The 16,883-nt window shown below is 72.0% G+C and carries 14 protein-coding genes; 9 read left to right on the top strand and 5 right to left on the bottom strand.

Translation table 11 applies throughout. The features are described from left to right. Positions 1 to 28: 28 nt before the first annotated feature. Positions 29 to 274 (bottom strand): hypothetical protein, encoded by a 246-nt coding sequence (locus tag GTY67_RS09330; protein WP_256062371.1) that lies wholly within the window; start codon positions 272 to 274, stop codon positions 29 to 31. Between the two features lie 83 nt (positions 275 to 357). Here GTY67_RS09330 and holA point away from each other — a divergent pair, with 83 nt between their 5' ends. Continuing rightward, on the top strand, positions 358 to 1,344 hold the full coding sequence (gene holA, locus GTY67_RS09325; protein WP_093693272.1) for a DNA polymerase III subunit delta: 987 nt from the start codon (positions 358 to 360) through the stop codon (positions 1,342 to 1,344). A 600-nt stretch (positions 1,345 to 1,944) separates the two neighbouring features. Here holA and rpsT read toward each other — a convergent pair. Continuing rightward, positions 1,945 to 2,211, bottom strand: coding sequence for a 30S ribosomal protein S20 (gene rpsT / locus GTY67_RS09320; RefSeq protein WP_030077886.1), 267 nt, complete (start codon positions 2,209 to 2,211; stop codon positions 1,945 to 1,947). A gap of 228 nt (positions 2,212 to 2,439) precedes the next feature. Here rpsT and lepA point away from each other — a divergent pair, with 228 nt between their 5' ends. After that, positions 2,440 to 4,314 carry a translation elongation factor 4 gene (gene lepA, locus GTY67_RS09315; RefSeq protein WP_093693273.1) on the top strand — a complete coding sequence of 625 codons (1,875 nt, stop codon included), beginning with the start codon at positions 2,440 to 2,442 and terminating at the stop codon, positions 4,312 to 4,314. A gap of 294 nt (positions 4,315 to 4,608) precedes the next feature. Then, positions 4,609 to 6,498 (top strand): AMP-dependent synthetase/ligase, encoded by a 1,890-nt coding sequence (locus tag GTY67_RS09310; RefSeq protein ID WP_161278356.1) that lies wholly within the window; start codon positions 4,609 to 4,611, stop codon positions 6,496 to 6,498. Between the two features lie 206 nt (positions 6,499 to 6,704). On the opposite strand, the gene GTY67_RS09305 is transcribed toward GTY67_RS09310, so the two are convergent. Further along, positions 6,705 to 7,343, bottom strand: coding sequence for a dihydrofolate reductase family protein (locus tag GTY67_RS09305; protein WP_161278355.1), 639 nt, complete (start codon positions 7,341 to 7,343; stop codon positions 6,705 to 6,707). A 216-nt stretch (positions 7,344 to 7,559) separates the two neighbouring features. Between GTY67_RS09305 and GTY67_RS09300 the strand changes: the two genes are divergently transcribed. Together GTY67_RS09300 and hemW are read left to right on the top strand one after the other, a co-directional pair. After that, complete coding sequence (locus tag GTY67_RS09300) at positions 7,560 to 9,596, top strand: ATP-binding SpoIIE family protein phosphatase (protein ID WP_161278354.1); 2,037 nt, start codon at positions 7,560 to 7,562, stop codon at positions 9,594 to 9,596. 110 nt (positions 9,597 to 9,706) lie between these two features. Next, positions 9,707 to 10,948 (top strand): radical SAM family heme chaperone HemW, encoded by a 1,242-nt coding sequence (hemW, locus tag GTY67_RS09295; RefSeq protein ID WP_161278353.1) that lies wholly within the window; start codon positions 9,707 to 9,709, stop codon positions 10,946 to 10,948. 29 nt (positions 10,949 to 10,977) lie between these two features. On the opposite strand, the gene GTY67_RS09290 is transcribed toward hemW, so the two are convergent. Further along, positions 10,978 to 11,796, bottom strand: coding sequence for a DUF3097 domain-containing protein (locus GTY67_RS09290; RefSeq protein ID WP_093693278.1), 819 nt, complete (start codon positions 11,794 to 11,796; stop codon positions 10,978 to 10,980). A gap of 16 nt (positions 11,797 to 11,812) precedes the next feature. Continuing rightward, a complete protein-coding gene (locus GTY67_RS09285) occupies positions 11,813 to 12,544 on the bottom strand; it encodes an MBL fold metallo-hydrolase (RefSeq protein WP_161278352.1) in 732 nt (243 codons plus the stop codon). A gap of 177 nt (positions 12,545 to 12,721) precedes the next feature. Here GTY67_RS09285 and hrcA point away from each other — a divergent pair, with 177 nt between their 5' ends. The 4 genes from hrcA (at position 12,722) to GTY67_RS09265 (ending at position 16,824) form a co-directional block, all read left to right on the top strand. Further along, a complete protein-coding gene (gene hrcA, locus GTY67_RS09280; RefSeq protein WP_030563440.1) occupies positions 12,722 to 13,738 on the top strand; it encodes a heat-inducible transcriptional repressor HrcA in 1,017 nt (338 codons plus the stop codon). Beyond that, complete coding sequence (gene dnaJ / locus GTY67_RS09275) at positions 13,739 to 14,878, top strand: molecular chaperone DnaJ (protein WP_093693280.1); 1,140 nt, start codon at positions 13,739 to 13,741, stop codon at positions 14,876 to 14,878. It abuts the gene before it with no gap. Between the two features lie 132 nt (positions 14,879 to 15,010). Beyond that, the gene (locus GTY67_RS09270) at positions 15,011 to 16,084 is read left to right on the top strand and encodes a nitronate monooxygenase (RefSeq protein ID WP_093693281.1); all 1,074 of its coding nucleotides are present in this window, start codon (positions 15,011 to 15,013) and stop codon (positions 16,082 to 16,084) included. After that, the gene (locus GTY67_RS09265) at positions 16,081 to 16,824 is read left to right on the top strand and encodes a 16S rRNA (uracil(1498)-N(3))-methyltransferase (RefSeq protein WP_093693282.1); all 744 of its coding nucleotides are present in this window, start codon (positions 16,081 to 16,083) and stop codon (positions 16,822 to 16,824) included. The genes GTY67_RS09270 and GTY67_RS09265 overlap by 4 nt, the downstream gene beginning before the upstream one ends. Positions 16,825 to 16,883 lie beyond the last annotated feature (59 nt).

Genomic DNA, 16,883 nt, shown 5'->3' with positions numbered 1-16,883 from the left:
TCAGGTCGCGGCCGGGCTGCTCGTTCGCCTACGGCTTCTCCAGCCACCCTTCGTACTCCGCCGCGAACTCGTCCAGCGCGGCCTGGTCCAGGCGGCCGGCCGGGTCCTCCACGACCACCAGCCACTGGGCGTCCTCGGCGTCGTCCTCGCCGGCCAGGGCGTCCCGTACGAGCTGGGGCTCCTCGGCGATCCCGAAGCGGTCCGCCAGCTCCCCGGCCACCTCTTCAGCGGCGTCGCGGTCCGGCAGCACCAGTACATGTCTCACATCGCTCACCCGGTCATTCTCCGGTACGGGCATGTGTGCCCCACACCCTGGGGCGGCCGGGCTGTCAGTGGGTCATGGGATGCTGGATCGCGATGGCCACCAGGAAGAATCCCACCGACGACCCGCTCGCCCCCCTCACCCTCGCCGTGGGCCAGGAGGACCTCCTCCTGGACCGTGCGGTGCAGCAGGTGGTGGCGGCGGCCCGCGCTGCCGACGCCGATACGGATGTCCGTGATCTGGCGTCCGACCAGTTGCAGCCCGGCACGCTCGCCGAGCTCACCAGCCCCTCGCTCTTCGCCGAGCGTAAGGTCGTGATCGTGCGGAACGCGCAGGATCTCGCGGCCGACACGGTCAAGGACGTCAAGGCGTATCTCGGGGCGCCGGTCGAGGAGATCACGCTCGTCCTGCTGCACGCGGGCGGGGCCAAGGGCAAGGGGCTCCTGGACGCGGCGCGCAAGGCGGGTGCCCGGGAGGTCGCCTGCCCGAAGACCACCAAGCCGGCCGAGCGGCTCTCCTTCGTACGGTCGGAGTTCCGGACCCACGGGCGGTCCGCGACGCCGGAGGCGTGCCAGGCGCTGGTCGACTCCATCGGCAGCGATCTGCGGGAGCTGGCCAGTGCGGTGTCGCAGCTGATCGCGGATGTCGAGGGGACGATCGACGAGGCGGTCGTCGGGCGCTACTACACGGGGCGGGCCGAGGCTTCGTCGTTCACCGTCGCCGACCGGGCCGTCGAGGGGCGGGCGGCGGAGGCGCTGGAGGCGCTGCGGTGGTCGCTGTCGACCGGGGTCGCGCCCGTGCTGATCACCAGTGCGCTGGCGCAGGGGGTGCGGGCGATCGGGAAGCTGTCCTCCGCGCGGGGCGGGCGGCCGGCCGATCTCGCTCGCGAGCTGGGGATGCCGCCGTGGAAGATCGACCGGGTGCGGCAGCAGATGCGGGGGTGGACGCCGGACGGGGTGGCTCTGGCCCTGCGGGCCGTGGCGGCTGCGGATGCGGGGGTGAAGGGTGGGGGGGATGACCCTGAGTACGCCTTGGAGAAGGCCGTGGTCGCGGTGGCGCGGGCCGCGAGGTCGGGGCGGTAGCTGTTCCGCCTCCCGGGTTCGCCGCCGGGTGCGGGGCCCTGGTATGACCGGTTCCGTCCTCAAGCGCCGGACGGGCTGGGAAGTGCCCCGGGCTTCGGCTGGGGATGGCCCGGGTGGGCTGGAGCCGTCCGTGTTCCCCGTGGGGTGCGGGCCCTCGTGCGTGCACCGGTTCCGTCCTCAAGCGCCGGACGGGCTGGAAGTGCCCCGGGCTTCGGCTGGGGATGGCCCGGGTGGGCTGGAGCCGTCCGTGTTCCCCGTGGGGTGCGGGCCCTCGTGCGTGCACCGGTTCCGTCCTCAAGCGCCGGACGGGCTGGAAGTGCCCCGGGCTTCGGCTGGGGATGGCCCGGACGGGCTGGAAACGTCCCCCAGCCCCGGCTAGGGAGATGCCCGGACGGGGGCGCAAGGGGGCATACACGCGGAAGCCCCGGAGCGCTGATCTGGGGAGATCGGCGGCCGGGGCTTCCGGGTCACGCTCTTGGTGCGCCGCACCCGCGTGGCGAACGCAGGTTCGGTGTGCGGCGCGGGGTGCCGGTCAGGGGCGGGAGAGAGGGCCCGTCGAGTCCGTTCCGGCGTTCACATCAGTGAGCTTCGGGAAGAAGCTCAGGCCTGCAGGGCGGCAACCTTGGACGCCAGCGCCGACTTCTTGTTGGCGGCGGCGTTCTTGTGGATGACACCCTTCGAGACAGCCTTGTCGAGCTGACGGGAGGCGTCGCGGACGGCCGTGGTGGCCTTCTCGACGTCACCGGCAGCGGCGGCCTCGCGGGCCTTGCGGATCGCGGTCTTGAGCGACGACTTGACGGCCTTGTTGCGCAGGCGCGCCTTCTCGTTGGTCTTGTTCCGCTTGATCTGGGACTTGATGTTCGCCACGAATAGAGCCTTTTCAGGTTCGTTGGATCTTCCAGGTGAGCCGCGCCGCTCGTGAGAGCCACGAGGCACAGCTGTCCACGGTAGCAGTCACCATCCGACCGGCCCAAACCGGTCTCTGTCCCGCAGGCGTGGGACGATGGAGCCTACGTATCGATCCGACCGACGATCCGACCGACCCGACATCGACCCGAGACACGGCGTTCGGCGTCTCAAGAATCAGGACCCTGCGTGCCCGCGACTCCTTCCAACGTGCCCGAGCCGAGCCGTACCGACCCGGCGCTGATCCGCAATTTCTGCATCATCGCGCACATCGACCACGGCAAGTCGACCCTTGCCGACCGGATGCTTCAGCTGACCGGAGTGGTCGACCAGCGGCAGATGCGTGCTCAGTACCTCGACCGGATGGACATCGAGCGCGAGCGCGGCATCACCATCAAGTCCCAGGCGGTCCGACTGCCCTGGGCGCCCGACACGGGTGAGGACACGGGCACCACCCACATCCTCAACATGATCGACACCCCGGGCCACGTGGACTTCACCTACGAGGTCTCCCGTTCGCTCGCGGCCTGCGAGGGCACGGTCCTGCTGGTCGACGCCGCGCAGGGCATCGAGGCCCAGACGCTGGCCAACCTCTATCTCGCGATGGAGAACGACCTCACCATCGTCCCGGTGCTCAACAAGATCGACCTCCCGGCCGCTCAGCCGGAGAAGTTCTCCGAGGAGCTGGCCAACCTCATCGGCTGCCAGCCCGAGGACGTGCTGAAGGTCTCCGCCAAGACCGGCATCGGCGTGGACGCGCTCCTCGACCGGGTCGTCCGTGACGTACCGGCCCCGGTCGGTGACGCGGACGCCGCCGCACGCGCGATGATCTTCGACTCGGTCTACGACCCGTACCGCGGTGTCGTCACCTACGTCCGTGTCGTCGACGGACAGCTCAACAAGCGCGAGCGCATCAAGATGATGTCGACCGGCGCCACCCACGAGCTGCTGGAGATCGGGGTGTCCTCCCCGGAGATGACCCCGGCCGACGGCATCGGTGTGGGCGAGGTCGGCTACATCATCACCGGCGTGAAGGACGTCCGGCAGTCCAAGGTCGGTGACACGATCACCTCCCTGAACAAGGGGGCGACCGAGGCGCTGGGCGGCTACAAGGACCCGAAGCCGATGGTCTTCTCGGGGCTCTACCCGCTGGACGGCTCGGACTACCCGGACCTGCGCGAGGCGCTGGACAAGCTCCAGCTCAACGACGCCGCCCTCGTCTACGAGCCGGAGACCTCCGCCGCGCTCGGCTTCGGCTTCCGCGTCGGCTTCCTCGGCCTGCTCCACCTGGACGTGGTCCGTGAGCGGCTGGAGCGCGAGTTCGGCCTCGACCTGATCGCGACCGCCCCCAACGTGGTCTACCGGGTCGAGATGGAGGACGGCACCGAGCACGTCGTCACCAACCCGAGCGAGTTCCCCGAGGGCAAGATCGACAAGGTGCACGAGCCGGTCGTCCGCGCCACGGTGCTGGCCCCCAGCGAGTTCATCGGCGCGATCATGGAGCTCTGCCAGAACCGGCGCGGCACCCTGCTCGGCATGGACTACCTCTCCGAGGACCGCGTCGAGATCCGCTACACGCTGCCCCTCGCCGAGATCGTCTTCGACTTCTTCGACCAGCTGAAGTCCAAGACCCGCGGTTACGCCTCCCTCGACTACGAGCCCACCGGCGAGCAGTCGGCCCAGCTCGTCAAGGTCGACATCCTGCTCCACGGCGACAAGGTGGACGCGTTCTCCGCGGTCACCCACAAGGACAAGGCGTACGCGTACGGCGTCCGGCTCGTCGCCAAGCTCCAGAAGCTCATCCCCCGGCAGAACTTCGAGGTGCCGATCCAGGCCGCCATCGGCGCCCGGGTCATCGCCCGCGAGACGGTCCGCGCCATCCGCAAGGACGTCCTCGCCAAGTGCTACGGCGGTGACATCTCCCGTAAGCGGAAGCTGCTGGAGAAGCAGAAGGAGGGCAAGAAGCGGATGAAGATGGTCGGCAACGTGGAGGTTCCGCAGGACGCCTTCATCTCGGTGCTGTCGACCGACGAGTCCGCCGGGGAGAGCAAGGGCAAGAAGTAGCCCCGCCGCGACCCGGTCCCACCCGCCCGGGCGACGAACGGCCCGAAGGGCCCTCACACCGCAGTAACGTGCGATGTGAGGGCCCTTTCGTTATGAAAGCGGCGGCCCGTTGCCTCTTACGCGGCGGACGCGTGCGCTCTACTCTGATCACGCATCGATGGTTACTCGCCAGTTAAACAAGCCGAACAAGCAGGTTGCGCAGCAGGACAGCAGCACAGGACAGCGGCGCTCAGTTGCAGTAGTCGCAGTATCAAAGAAGCCGGTCGTAGCAATGCCGCAGGCCCGGAGGACGTCGTGAGCGACACACAGACCTTGATCGATAACCGGCCGCCCTCCGTGGCGGCCCTCTTCATCGACCGCGTGGCGGCGACCCCGGACGGGGAGGCGTACCGCTACCCGGTCCCGTCGGCCTCGGGCGAGGGTCCCGACGACTGGAAGTCGCTGACCTGGGGCCAGGCCGCCGAGCGGGTCTACGCGATCGCCGCCGGCCTGATCGCGCTCGGCGTGCGGCCGGAGGAGCGGGTCGCCCTCTCCTCCGCCACCCGGGTCGAGTGGGTCCTCATCGACCTCGGCGTGATGTGCGCGGGCGCCGCGACCACCACGGTCTACCCCTCGACGAACGCCGAGGAGTCCGCGTTCATCCTGGCCGACTCCGAGAGCCGCATCCTCATCGCGGAGGACGCCGAGCAGCTGGCCAAGGCCCGTGAGCGCCGCGCCGAGCTGCCCGACCTCGCCCATGTCGTCGTCATCGACCCGGCCGGTGTGGAGCCCGCCGAGGGCGACCCCGAGGGCTGGATCATCACCCTCGCCGACCTGGAGGCGCAGGGCAAGGAGCTCCTCGCCAAGACCCCGGACGCGGTCACCGAGCGGGTCTCCGCCATCACGGCCGACCAGCTCGCCACCCTCATCTACACCTCGGGCACCACCGGCCGCCCCAAGGGCGTACGGCTGCCGCACGACAACTGGTCGTACATGGCCAAGGCCACCGTGGCGACCGGCCTGATCACCGCCGAGGACGTGCAGTACCTCTGGCTGCCGCTCGCCCACGTCTTCGGCAAGGTCCTCACCTCGGGCCAGATCGAGGTCGGCCACGTCACCGCGATCGACGGCCGCATCGACAAGATCATCGAGAACCTGCCGGTCGTCCAGCCGACCTACATGGCGGCCGTGCCCCGGATCTTCGAGAAGGTCTACAACGGGGTCGCCTCCAAGGCCCGCGCGGGCGGCGGCGCCAAGTACAAGATCTTCCAGTGGGCGGCCGGGGTGGCCCGCGAGTACGCCAAGGTCTCCCAGGACAACTTCCGCCGCACCGGCAAGGCGTCCGTACCCTTCGCGCTCGGCGCCAAGCACAAGGTCGCCGACGCGCTCGTCTTCTCCAAGATCCGCGACGCCTTCGGCGGCCGGCTGCGCGCCTGCATCTCCGGCTCCGCAGCCCTCGCCCCCGACATCGGCTACTTCTTCGCGGGCGCCGGCGTCCACATCCTGGAGGGCTACGGGCTCACCGAGACCAGCGCCGCCTCCTTCGTCAACCCGGGCGAGGCCTACCGCACCGGCACCGTCGGCAAGCCGCTCCCCGGCACCGAGGTGCGCATCGCGGACGACGGCGAGATCCTGCTGCGCGGCCCCGGCGTCATGCAGGGCTACCACAAGCTGCCCGACAAGACCGAAGAGGTCCTGGAGTCGGACGGCTGGATCCACACCGGTGACATCGGCGAGCTGTCGGCCGACGGCTACCTGCGCATCACCGACCGCAAGAAGGACCTGATCAAGACGTCGGGCGGCAAGTACGTCGCCCCGGCCGAGGTCGAGGGCCAGTTCAAGGCGGTCTGCCCGTTCGTCTCCAACATCCTGGTGCACGGCGCGGACCGTAACTTCTGCACCGCGCTCATCGCCCTCGACGGCCCCACCATCCTGAACTGGGCCGCCGAGAACGGCCTGGAGGGCAAGGAGTACGCGGACGTCGTCGCCGCCCCGCAGACCGTGGAGCTGATCGACGGGTACGTACAGCGCCTCAACGAGGGCCTCCAGCGCTGGCAGACCATCAAGAAGTTCCGCCTCCTGCCGCGTGACCTGGACGTGGAGCACGGCGAGCTGACCCCGAGCCTCAAGCTGAAGCGGCCGGTCGTGGAGCGGGAGTACCAGGGGCTGATCGACGAGATGTACGCGGGATCGCGCGAGGCGTAGCGCGAGCCGCCGCCGTTCCCGAGGGGGCGGCGTACGCGGGCGGGGCGGCGGGACACCCAGGTGTCCGGCCGCCCCGTTCGCCGTGCGTGCCCTGCCGTACGCGTCCTGCCGTGAATGTCCGGCCGTGCGCCCCGCCTGCCGTGCCCGGCCGTGCGTGCCCTGCCGCGAGCGTCCCCGCCGTACGTCTCCTGCCCTGACCGAGCGCGCTAGCTTCCGGCACCGCGATCGGGGGCGCTCATGTCCCCCGTCGCGGGAGTGCCGTCGGCGAGGCCGTAGCGCAGGTACACCGTGCCCTTCGGACCGGCTGCCGGAGGCGCGAGGAGCGTGAGGTTGGTGGGCACCTCGCCCCCGTCGAACACCTTCTTCCCGACGCCGAGCACGATGGGGTGCAGCCAGAGGTCGAGACGGTCGAAGAGCTTCTCGCGCAGGAGGGTCTGTACGAGGTTCAGGCTCCCGACCACCTTCACGTGTTCGTGCCGGTCACGGATCTCGCGCACCGAGGCGGCCAGGTCCGGGCCGAGTCGCGTGGACCCGGCCCACGAGAGGTCGGGCCTGCCGCGGGAGGCCACGTACTTCGGGACGCCGTTGAAGAGCGTGGCGATCTCGTTGTCCTCGCCGCCCTCCTGGTGCGGCCAGTAGGCGGCGAAGATGTCGTACGTCCGCCGGCCGAGCAGGAGGGCGTCCGTGCCCTCGTACGCGTCACCGACCTGCGCCCCGGTGACCTGGTCCAGCAACGGCGCCTGCCAGCCGCCGAACGGGAACCCCGCCGGGTCCTCGTCCGGCCCGCCGGGCGCCTGCCCGACGAGGTCCAGGGTCGCGAACATCTCGATGTGGATGAGGCCCATGGTCTGCTCCTGATGAGTCGGTCGTCTCTCCAGGGGCAGACCCGTGGACGCCCGCGGGCTCATCGCCGCGACGGAACCCGGTTTCGCTCCCGGTTGATCCCACCTCTGCTTGCGTTCGAATGTGCTCGATTTTCTGCCCACTTCGGTAACTCGGCGCTTATGGGCGCGTCCGGTCTGTCACTCTGTCGGAGTCGTCGGACCCGTAGGAGCCGCACCGTGGCACCCATCCCCTTGCAGCGGGACACCGTGCAGCGCCCCGGCACCGCCCGTGCCGGGTACGCGCACGGCCCGCGCCTGGCCAGCCGTACCAGCCTGCCCGGCATACCCCTCGCCCCGTCCGCCGCCCGCCGGTTCGTGCGGGCGGCGCTCGCGGAGTGGACCGGGCTCGGGGTGCCCGCCGCCGTGGGCTTCAGCGACCGGCTCGCCGACGACGCGGTGACCGTCACCAACGAGCTGGTCACCAACGCCGTCGTGCACGCCGGGACCACGGTCGACCTGGTCCTCCGGCTGGAGGAGGAGGGCGGCGACGAGCCCTCGGCCGCCCTCGTCCTGGAGGTCACCGACCACCACCCGGCCCGCCCGGTGGGCGCCGACGAGCCGGGGGCCGCCGGAGACCCCGCGCCCGCGCACGCCCCCGCCGCTACGACCACCGAGCCACCCACCGAGGCCCGAACCGCTCCCGCCGCCCCCACCGAGGCCCGAACCGCCCCCACCGACCCCGCCCCTCTCCCCGACCCCGCCGAGTACGGCCGGGGTCTCCAGCTCGTCGCCACCCTCGCCGAGTCCTGGGGTATCACCTACCGCACCGGCCTCAAGACCGTCTGGGCCCGCCTCCCCGTCGACGACTGGAGCGCCCCGCCCGCCCCGCCCGACCAGGACACCCTCCGGCGCGGTCTGCGCGCCGCAGAGATCCTCGCCCCCGCCGCCCGGCGCACCGAGCGCGATGACGCCGTCTGGGACAGCCGGGGCGCCCCCGCCTTCCTCGCCGAGGCGTCCGACCTGCTCGCCGGGCAACTCGACGAGGATCTGGTGGCCGCCATAGCGGGCCAGCTGCTGGTGCCGCGCCTCGCCGACTGGTGCGCGATCTGGCTGGAGGCCGAGAGCGGGGGACCGGGGGCCGAACCCCGGCTCGCCCGGGTCTGGCACAGCGACGAGAGCGGTACGGAGCCCCTGCGCACCGCCCTGGAGCGCGAACCCCTCCGCCTCCCGCCCGGCGCCGGCTCCGGGCCGGTCTCCGTCCCCGTGCCCTGGCCGGCCCCGCCCACGGACGAGCCCCCGCAGCCCGGTGGCCGCGACGGTGCCGCGCTCGCCTTCCGGATCACGGCGGCCGGCCGGGCGCTCGGCACCGTCCTCGTCGGCCGGGAGGGCGTCGCCCAGGTGCCCGAGGCCGTCGCCTCGCTCATCGAGGACTTCGTACGCCGTCTCGGCCTCGCCGTCGGCGCCGCCCGCGCCTACACCCGGCAGGCCACCATCAGCCGCATCCTCCAGCGCGGCCTGCTCCCCAGCAAGGTCGCGGAGATCCCCGGCGTCACCAGCGCCCTCGTATACGAACCGAGCGACGACGGCGTGGTCGGAGGTGACTTCTACGACATCTTCCCCTGCCCCGGCGACCGCTGGTGCTTCGTCCTCGGCGACGTCCAGGGCTCAGGGCCCGAGGCCGCCGTCGTCACCGGCCTCGCCCGCCCCTGGCTCCGTCTGCTCTCCCGGGAGGGCTTCGGCGTCGGCGAGGTGCTGGACCGGCTCAACCGGCTGCTCCTGGACGACGCCATGGAGGCCGCCGAGGCCGCCGCGCTGATGGTCGCCGCCGCCGGGGGCCAGCAGCTCCACGACGGCTCGCAGTCGCGCTTCCTCTCCCTGCTCTACGGGGAGGTCGTGCCGCTCCCCGGTGGAGGTGTCCGCTGCACGGTGGCCAGCGCCGGGCACCCGCTGCCGCTGCTGCTGCGCCCCGACGGCTCCGTACGCCCGGCGGCCGAGCCGCAGGTGCTGCTGGGGGTCGTCGAGGACGTGGCGTACGAGAGCCAGGTCTTCGACCTCGCGCCCGGGGACACCCTGCTCTGCGTCACGGACGGGGTGACCGAGCGGCGGTCGGGCCCGCTGATGTTCGACGACGGGGACGGGCTGGCCCGGGTGCTCGCCGGGTGCGCGGGGCTGCCCGCCGAGGCGACGGCCGAGCGGATCAGACGGGCCGTCCACGAGTTCGCCGAGCAGCCCCCGGACGACGACGTGGCCCTGCTGGTGCTGCACGCGGACTGAAGCACGTCGGGATGCTGCACGCGGACTGAGGTACGTCGGGGTGCTGGACGCGGACCGGAGCACATCGGCGAAAAGCGGCCCGGTCCGGGAAACGTCCGGGGCGAGCGACAATGGTCGGTATGCCTTCCGTACTGCCCGATGGTGAGCCCGTGCCCGACGACGGGGCGCTGCCCCGCCACGCCCTGGAAGGCGCAGCCGACCGCCCGCTCGGCTTCTACCTGCACGTCCCGTACTGCGCCACCCGCTGCGGCTACTGCGACTTCAACACCTACACCGCCACCGAGCTGCGCGGCTCCGGCGGCGCCCTGGCCTCCCGCGACAACTACGCCGCCCACCTGATCGAGGAGGTCCGCCAGGCCCGCAAGGTCCTCGGCGACGACCCGCGCCCGGTCCGTACGGTCTTCGTCGGCGGCGGCACCCCCACGCTCCTGCCCGCTGCCGATCTCGTACGGATGCTGGCATCGATCAAGGAGGAGTTCGGGCTCGCGGAGGACGCGGAGATCACCACCGAGGCGAACCCGGAGTCCGTCGACCCGGCCTACCTCTCCGCCCTGCGCGAGGGCGGCTTCAACCGGGTCTCCTTCGGGATGCAGAGCGCCAAGCAGCACGTCCTGAAGATCCTGGACCGCACGCACACCCCCGGCCGCCCCGAGGCCTGCGTCGCCGAGGCCCGGGCGGCGGGCTTCGACCACGTCAACCTGGACCTGATCTACGGCACCCCCGGCGAGTCCGACGACGACTGGCGGGCCACCCTGGACGCGGCGATCGGCGCGGGCCCCGACCACATCTCCGCGTACGCGCTCATCGTCGAGGAGGGCACCCAGCTCGCCCGCCGCATCCGGCGCGGCGAGATCCCCATGACCGACGACGACGCGCACGCCGACCGCTACCTGATCGCGGACGAGGCCTTCGCGGCGGCCGGTTTCGACTGGTACGAGGTCTCCAACTGGGCCACCACCGAGGCCGGCCGCTGCCTCCACAACGAGCTGTACTGGCGCGGCGCCGACTGGTGGGGCGCGGGCCCCGGCGCCCACAGCCACGTCGGCGGGGTCCGCTGGTGGAACGTGAAGCACCCGGGCGCGTACGCTCAGGCGCTCTCCGAGGGCCGCTCACCCGGCGCGGGCCGGGAGGTCCTCGCCGAGGAGGACCGCCGGGTGGAGCGCATCCTGCTGGAGCTCCGGCTCCGCGAGGGCTGCCCGCTCACCCTCCTGAAACCCGACGGCCTCGCCGCCTCCCGCCGCGCCCTCACCGACGGGCTGCTGGAGCCCGTTCCGTACGAGGAGGGCCGCGCGGTCCTCACCCTGCGCGGGCGGCTCCTGGCCGACGCGGTGGTGCGGGACCTGGTGGACTGAGCCCGGGGGCCGGGCTCGCCCCCGTAACGTCACTCGGGCAGCGTCACGAAGTCGATCAACTCCTCGACCCTGCCCAGCAGTTGGGGCTCCAGGTCCTTGTAGCTGCGGACCTTGGACAGGATGTGCTGCCAGGCCGCCCCGGTGTTCTCCGGCCAGCCCAGCGCCCGGCACACCCCCGTCTTCCAGTCCTGGCCCCGAGGCACCACCGGCCACGCCTCGATCCCCACCGACGACGGCTTCACCGCCTCCCACACGTCGATGTACGGGTGGCCCACCACCAGCACATGCGGGTCCGAGACCTGCGCCGCGATCCGGGACTCCTTGGAACCGGCCACCAGGTGGTCCACCAGCACCCCGAGCCGGGCGTCCGGCCCCGGGGAGAACTCGCCCACGATGGCCGGGAGGTCGTCGATGCCCTCCAGGTACTCCACGACCACGCCCTCGATGCGCAGGTCGTCGCCCCACACCCGCTCCACCAGCTCCGCGTCGTGCCGGCCCTCCACATAGATCCGCCCCGCCCGCGCCACCCGGGCCCGCGCACCGGGCACCGCCACCGAACCGGAGGCCGTACGGGTGGGGCGCACCGGACCGCCGGGGCCCGGGCGGACCAGCGTGACCACCTTGCCCTCCAGCAGGAAGGCGCGCGGTTCCATCGGGAAGACCCGCTGCTTGCCGAAGCGGTCCTCCAGGGTCACCGTCGGACCCTGGGCCGTCTTCTCGCAGCGGATCACCGCCCCGCAGAAACCGGTGGCGACCTCCTCCACGACCAGATCGGGTTCGGCGGGGACCTCGGGCACGGGGGCGGACCTCTTCCACGGCGGGGTCAGGTCCGGCTGATAGCTGCGCATGCGCAGACGATAATCCTCACCCCGCCCCGAACCGCTCCGCCAGCGCCGCCCGCTGCGCCCGGACGAACGCCGCGTCCACCACCGCCCCGTGCCCCGGTACGTACACCGCGCCCTCGCCGCCCAGTTCGAGCAGCCGGTCCAGGGCGGCCGGCCAGCGGGAGGGGATCGCGTCCCGGCCCGCCTGCGGGTCGCCCGACTCCTCCACCAGGTCCCCGCAGAGCACCACCGGGGGCTCGCCCTCCGTGCCCGGGACCAGCACCGCGAGGTCGTGGCCGCTGTGCCCCGGGCCCACGTTGGCGAGCAGCACCTGACGGCCGCCGCCCAGGTCGAGGGTCCACTCGCCGGTCACCTCGTGGTGCGGCACCACCAGCGTGTCCACCGACCGGTGCGCCTCCTCCTCCGCGAGACCGTGGCGCACGGCCGACCCGGTCAGCTCGTCCGCCGAGCGCCGCAGCAGGGCGGCGATGCCCACCGCCCCGTACACCTGCGCCCCGGCGAACGCCGCCGTACCCAGCACATGGTCGAAGTGCGGGTGGCTCAGTGCGATATGCGTCACCCTCCGGCCGAGCAGCGCCTCGGCCTGCCTCCGCAACTCGACGCCCTCGCGCAGGGTCGACCCGGTGTCGTACAGCAGCACGCTCTCCGCCCCGGCCACCAGCGCGACCGTGGCGTCCCAGCCCGGCAGGCGGCGCCGCCCGATACCGCGGCCCAACCGCTCCCAGCCGAAGTCTTCCCAAGAGACGTCCATGGGGCGACGCTATCGGGGCCACCTGCGCGGTCCGGCGGCGGCGTGGCCGGTCGCCCTTGCCCAGGCCCCACCCCACCCCCGTACACTGACCGGTGGGTAGCTGGCACTCATACGCACCGAGTGCCAGACGGATACCGGAAGTCAGACACCGGAGAACGACAGCTGGAGGTGTGCGCCATGCTCAGCGAACGCAGACTCGAAGTGCTGCGCGCCATCGTCCAGGACTACGTCGGCACCGAGGAGCCCGTCGGCTCCAAGGCCCTCACGGAGCGGCACCAGCTGGGCGTCTCCCCGGCCACCGTCCGCAACGACATGGCGGTGCTGGAGGACGAGGGCTTCATCGCGCAGCCGCACACGAGCGCGGGACGCATCCCCACCGACAAGGGGTACCGCCTCTTCGTCGACAAGCTCGCCGGCGTCAAGCCGCTCTCCTCGCCCGAGCGCCGCGCCATCCAGAACTTCCTCGACGGCGCGGTCGACCTGGACGACGTGGTCGGCCGGACCGTACGGCTGCTCGCGCAGCTGACCCGGCAGGTCGCGGTCGTGCAGTACCCCTCGCTGACCCGCTCCACGGTCCGGCACGTGGAGCTGCTCTCGCTGGCCCCCGCCCGGCTGATGCTGGTCCTGATCACGGACACCGGCCGGGTCGAACAGCGTATGATCGACTGCCCCGCGCCCTTCGGCGAGGCATCCCTCGCGGATCTGCGGGCCCGGCTCAACAGCCGGGTCGTCGGACGCCGCTTCGCGGATGTCCCGCGGCTGGTGCGGGAGCTGCCGGAATCCTTCGACAGCGAGGACCGGGGAACGGTCTCCACGGTCCTTTCCACCCTCCTCGAAACCCTGGTCGAGGAGACGGAGGAGCGGCTGATGATCGGCGGCACCTCCAACCTCACCCGCTTCGGGCACGACTTCCCTGTGATGATCCGGCCGGTGCTGGAAGCACTGGAGGAGCAGGTCGTCCTGCTGAAGCTGCTCGGTGAGGCCACGGACTCAGCCATGACCGTGCGGATCGGGCACGAGAACGCCCACGAGGGCCTCACGTCCACGTCCGTCGTCGCGGTCGGCTACGGTTCGGGCGACGAGGCAGTCGCCAAACTCGGCGTGGTCGGACCGACCCGCATGGACTACCCCGGAACGATGGGAGCGGTACGCGCAGTGGCACGTTACGTCGGACAGATCCTGGCGGAGTCGTAAGTGGCCACGGACTACTACGCCGTACTCGGCGTGCGCCGCGACGCATCTCAGGACGAGATCAAGAAGGCATTCCGTCGGCTCGCACGCGAGCTGCACCCGGATGTCAACCCGGATCCGAAGACCCAGGAGCGGTTCAAGGAGATCAACGCCGCTTACGAGGTGCTCTCGGACCCGCAGAAGAAGCAGGTCTACGACCTCGGCGGCGACCCGCTCTCCGCCAACGGCGGGGGCGGCGGCGCGGGCGGTTTCGGAGCCGGCGGCTTCGGCAACTTCTCCGACATCATGGACGCGTTCTTCGGAACGGCCTCGCAGCGCGGGCCCCGCTCGCGCACCCGGCGCGGCCAGGACGCCATGATCCGCCTGGAGATCGACCTCGCCGAGGCGGCCTTCGGCACCACCAAGGACATCCAGGTCGACACGGCGGTCGTCTGCAACACGTGCAGCGGCGAGGGCGCGGCCCCCGGCACCTCCGCCCAGACCTGCGACATGTGCCGCGGCCGTGGCGAGGTCTCGCAGGTCACCCGGTCCTTCCTGGGCCAGGTCATGACCTCGCGGCCCTGCCCGCAGTGCCAGGGCTTCGGTACGGTCGTGCCGACGCCGTGCCCGGAGTGCGCCGGTGACGGCCGTATCCGCTCGCGCCGCACGCTCACCGTCAAGATCCCGGCGGGCGTCGACAACGGCACCCGCATCCAGCTCGCCGGTGAGGGCGAGGTCGGCCCCGGCGGCGGCCCGCCCGGCGACCTGTACGTCGAGATCCACGAGCTGCCGCACGCCGTCTTCCAGCGGCGCGGCGACGACCTGCACTGCACCGTCACCATCCCGATGACGGCGGCCGCCCTCGGGACGAAGTGTCCGCTGGAGACCCTGGACGGCGTCGAGGAGATCGACATCCGGCCCGGCACCCAGTCCGGCCAGTCCGTCCCCCTGCACGGGCGGGGCATCACCCACCTGCGCGGCGGCGGCCGGGGCGACCTCATCGTGCACGTCGAGGTCATGACCCCCTCCAAACTCGACGCGGAGCAGGAGCGGCTCCTGCGGGAGCTCTCCAAGCTGCGCGGCGAGGAGCGGCCCCTGGGTCAGTTTCAGCCAGGTCAGCAGGGCCTCTTCTCCCGGCTGAAGGACGCCTTCAACGGCCGCTGAACCCTTTTCCGCCTTTCACCGCACCGCCCACCGGTTACCCGCCGGTGGGCGGTGCGGCGTTCTGCGGGAGATCCGGTCACGCCGGACGCTGGCTGATTCGGCCCTGTGCGGCGGACGTGGCACGATGCGGTCATGTCCTCCGCGTTGACCGATCTCTGCCGGTATCCGATCGTGCAGGCCCCCATGGCGGGCGGCGCTTCCGGACCTCAGCTCGCCGCGGCCGTCGCCGAGGCGGGCGGGCTCGGGTTCCTCGCCGCCGGGTACAAGACGGCGGACGGCATGTACAACGAGATCAAACAGCTGCGCCGGCTCACCGGCGGCCCCTTCGGCGTCAACCTCTTCATGCCGCAGCCCGCCCTCGGCGACCCCAGCGCCGTCGAGGTCTACCGCCACCAGCTGGCCGGTGAGGCCGCCTGGTACGAGACCCCGCTCGGCGACCCCGACAGCAGCGGCGACGACGGGTACGAGGCGAAGGTCGCCATCCTGCTGGAGGACCCCGTCCCGGTGGTCTCCTTCACCTTCGGCTGTCCCACCCGCGACACGCTGGACGCCTTCGCCAAGGCGGGGACGTACACCATCGTGACGGTCACCTCCGCCGAGGAGGCCCAGGGCGCCCAGTGGGCGGGCGCCGACGCCGTCTGCGTCCAGGGCGTCGAGGCGGGCGGCCACCAGTCCACCCATCGCGACGACCCGCAGGCCGACCACACCGGCACCGGGCTGCTCACCCTCGTCACCCAGGTCCGCGAGACGGTGCAGATCCCCATCGTCGCCACCGGCGGTCTGATGCGCGGCTCCCAGATCGCCGCCGTCCTCGCGGCGGGCGCGGACGCCGCCCAGCTCGGCACCGCCTTCCTGATCTGCCCCGAGTCCGGCGCCCACCTGCTCCACAAGCAGGCCCTGACCAACCCGCTCTTCGTCCGCACCGAGCTGACCCGCGCCTTCTCCGGGCGGCCCGCGCGCGGACTGGTCAACCGGTTCATCCGCGAACACGGCCCGTACGCCCCCGCCGCCTACCCCCAGGTCCACTACCTGACCACCGGGCTGCGCCAGGCCGCGGCGAAGGCGGGGGATGCCCAGGGCATGGCCCTGTGGGCGGGGCAGGGCCACCGGATGGCCCGCGAACTGCCCGTCGGCGAGCTGATCGAACTGCTCGCCGACGAACTGGAGGCCGCCCGTACGGCCCTGAGCATGAGGAGTCCCCGGTGACGGCACCGGTCTTCGTCGTCGAACGGATGCCCACCGGACCGGAGTTCGTCCTGGACGGCCCCGAAGGACGGCACGCCGTCTCGGTCAAGCGGCTGGAGCCCGGCGAGGCCGTCGTCCTCACCGACGGGCTGGGCCACTGGGCGGAGGGCGTCGTCCGGGCGGCCGAGGGCAAGGACCGGCTGACCGTCGGTGTCGAAGGCGTCCACGAGGAGCCGGAGCCGGCGCCCCGGATCACCGTCGTCCAGGCGCTCCCCAAGGGCGACCGGGGCGAACTCGCCGTCGAGACCATGACCGAGACCGGCGTCGACGCGATCGTGCCCTGGCAGGCCGCCCGCTGCATCACCCAGTGGAAGGGCGAGCGCGGCGCCAAGGCCCTGACGAAGTGGCGCAGCACGGCACGGGAGGCGGGCAAGCAGTCCCGCCGCGTCCGCTTCCCCGAGGTGGCCGAGGCCCTGACGACCAAGCAGGTCGCCGCCCTCCTGGCCGGTGCCGACTTCGCCGGGGTCCTGCACGAGGACCGCGACCACGACAGCACCCCCCTCGCCACCGCCGAACTCCCCGCCACCGGCACGATCGTGCTCGTCGTCGGCCCCGAGGGCGGCGTCTCCCCTCAGGAGCTGGCCGCCTTCGCCGAGGCGGGCGCCCGCCCGTACCGGCTGGGCCGCAGCGTGCTGCGTACGTCAACGGCGGGGACGGCCGCGACGGCGCTGCTCCTCGGCCGCACCGGTCGCTGGGGCTGAACGGCCCCCACGGACCGGCGATAACATGCCCGTGTACTGATCACCAGCGAACGAGGAGG

The sequence above is a fragment of the Streptomyces sp. SID8374 genome (genome assembly GCF_009865135.1).
Classification (GTDB): Bacteria; Actinomycetota; Actinomycetes; order Streptomycetales; family Streptomycetaceae; genus Streptomyces.
The sequence above is the reverse complement of the archived record's forward strand: the minus strand, read 5'-3'. Positions and strand labels throughout refer to the sequence as shown.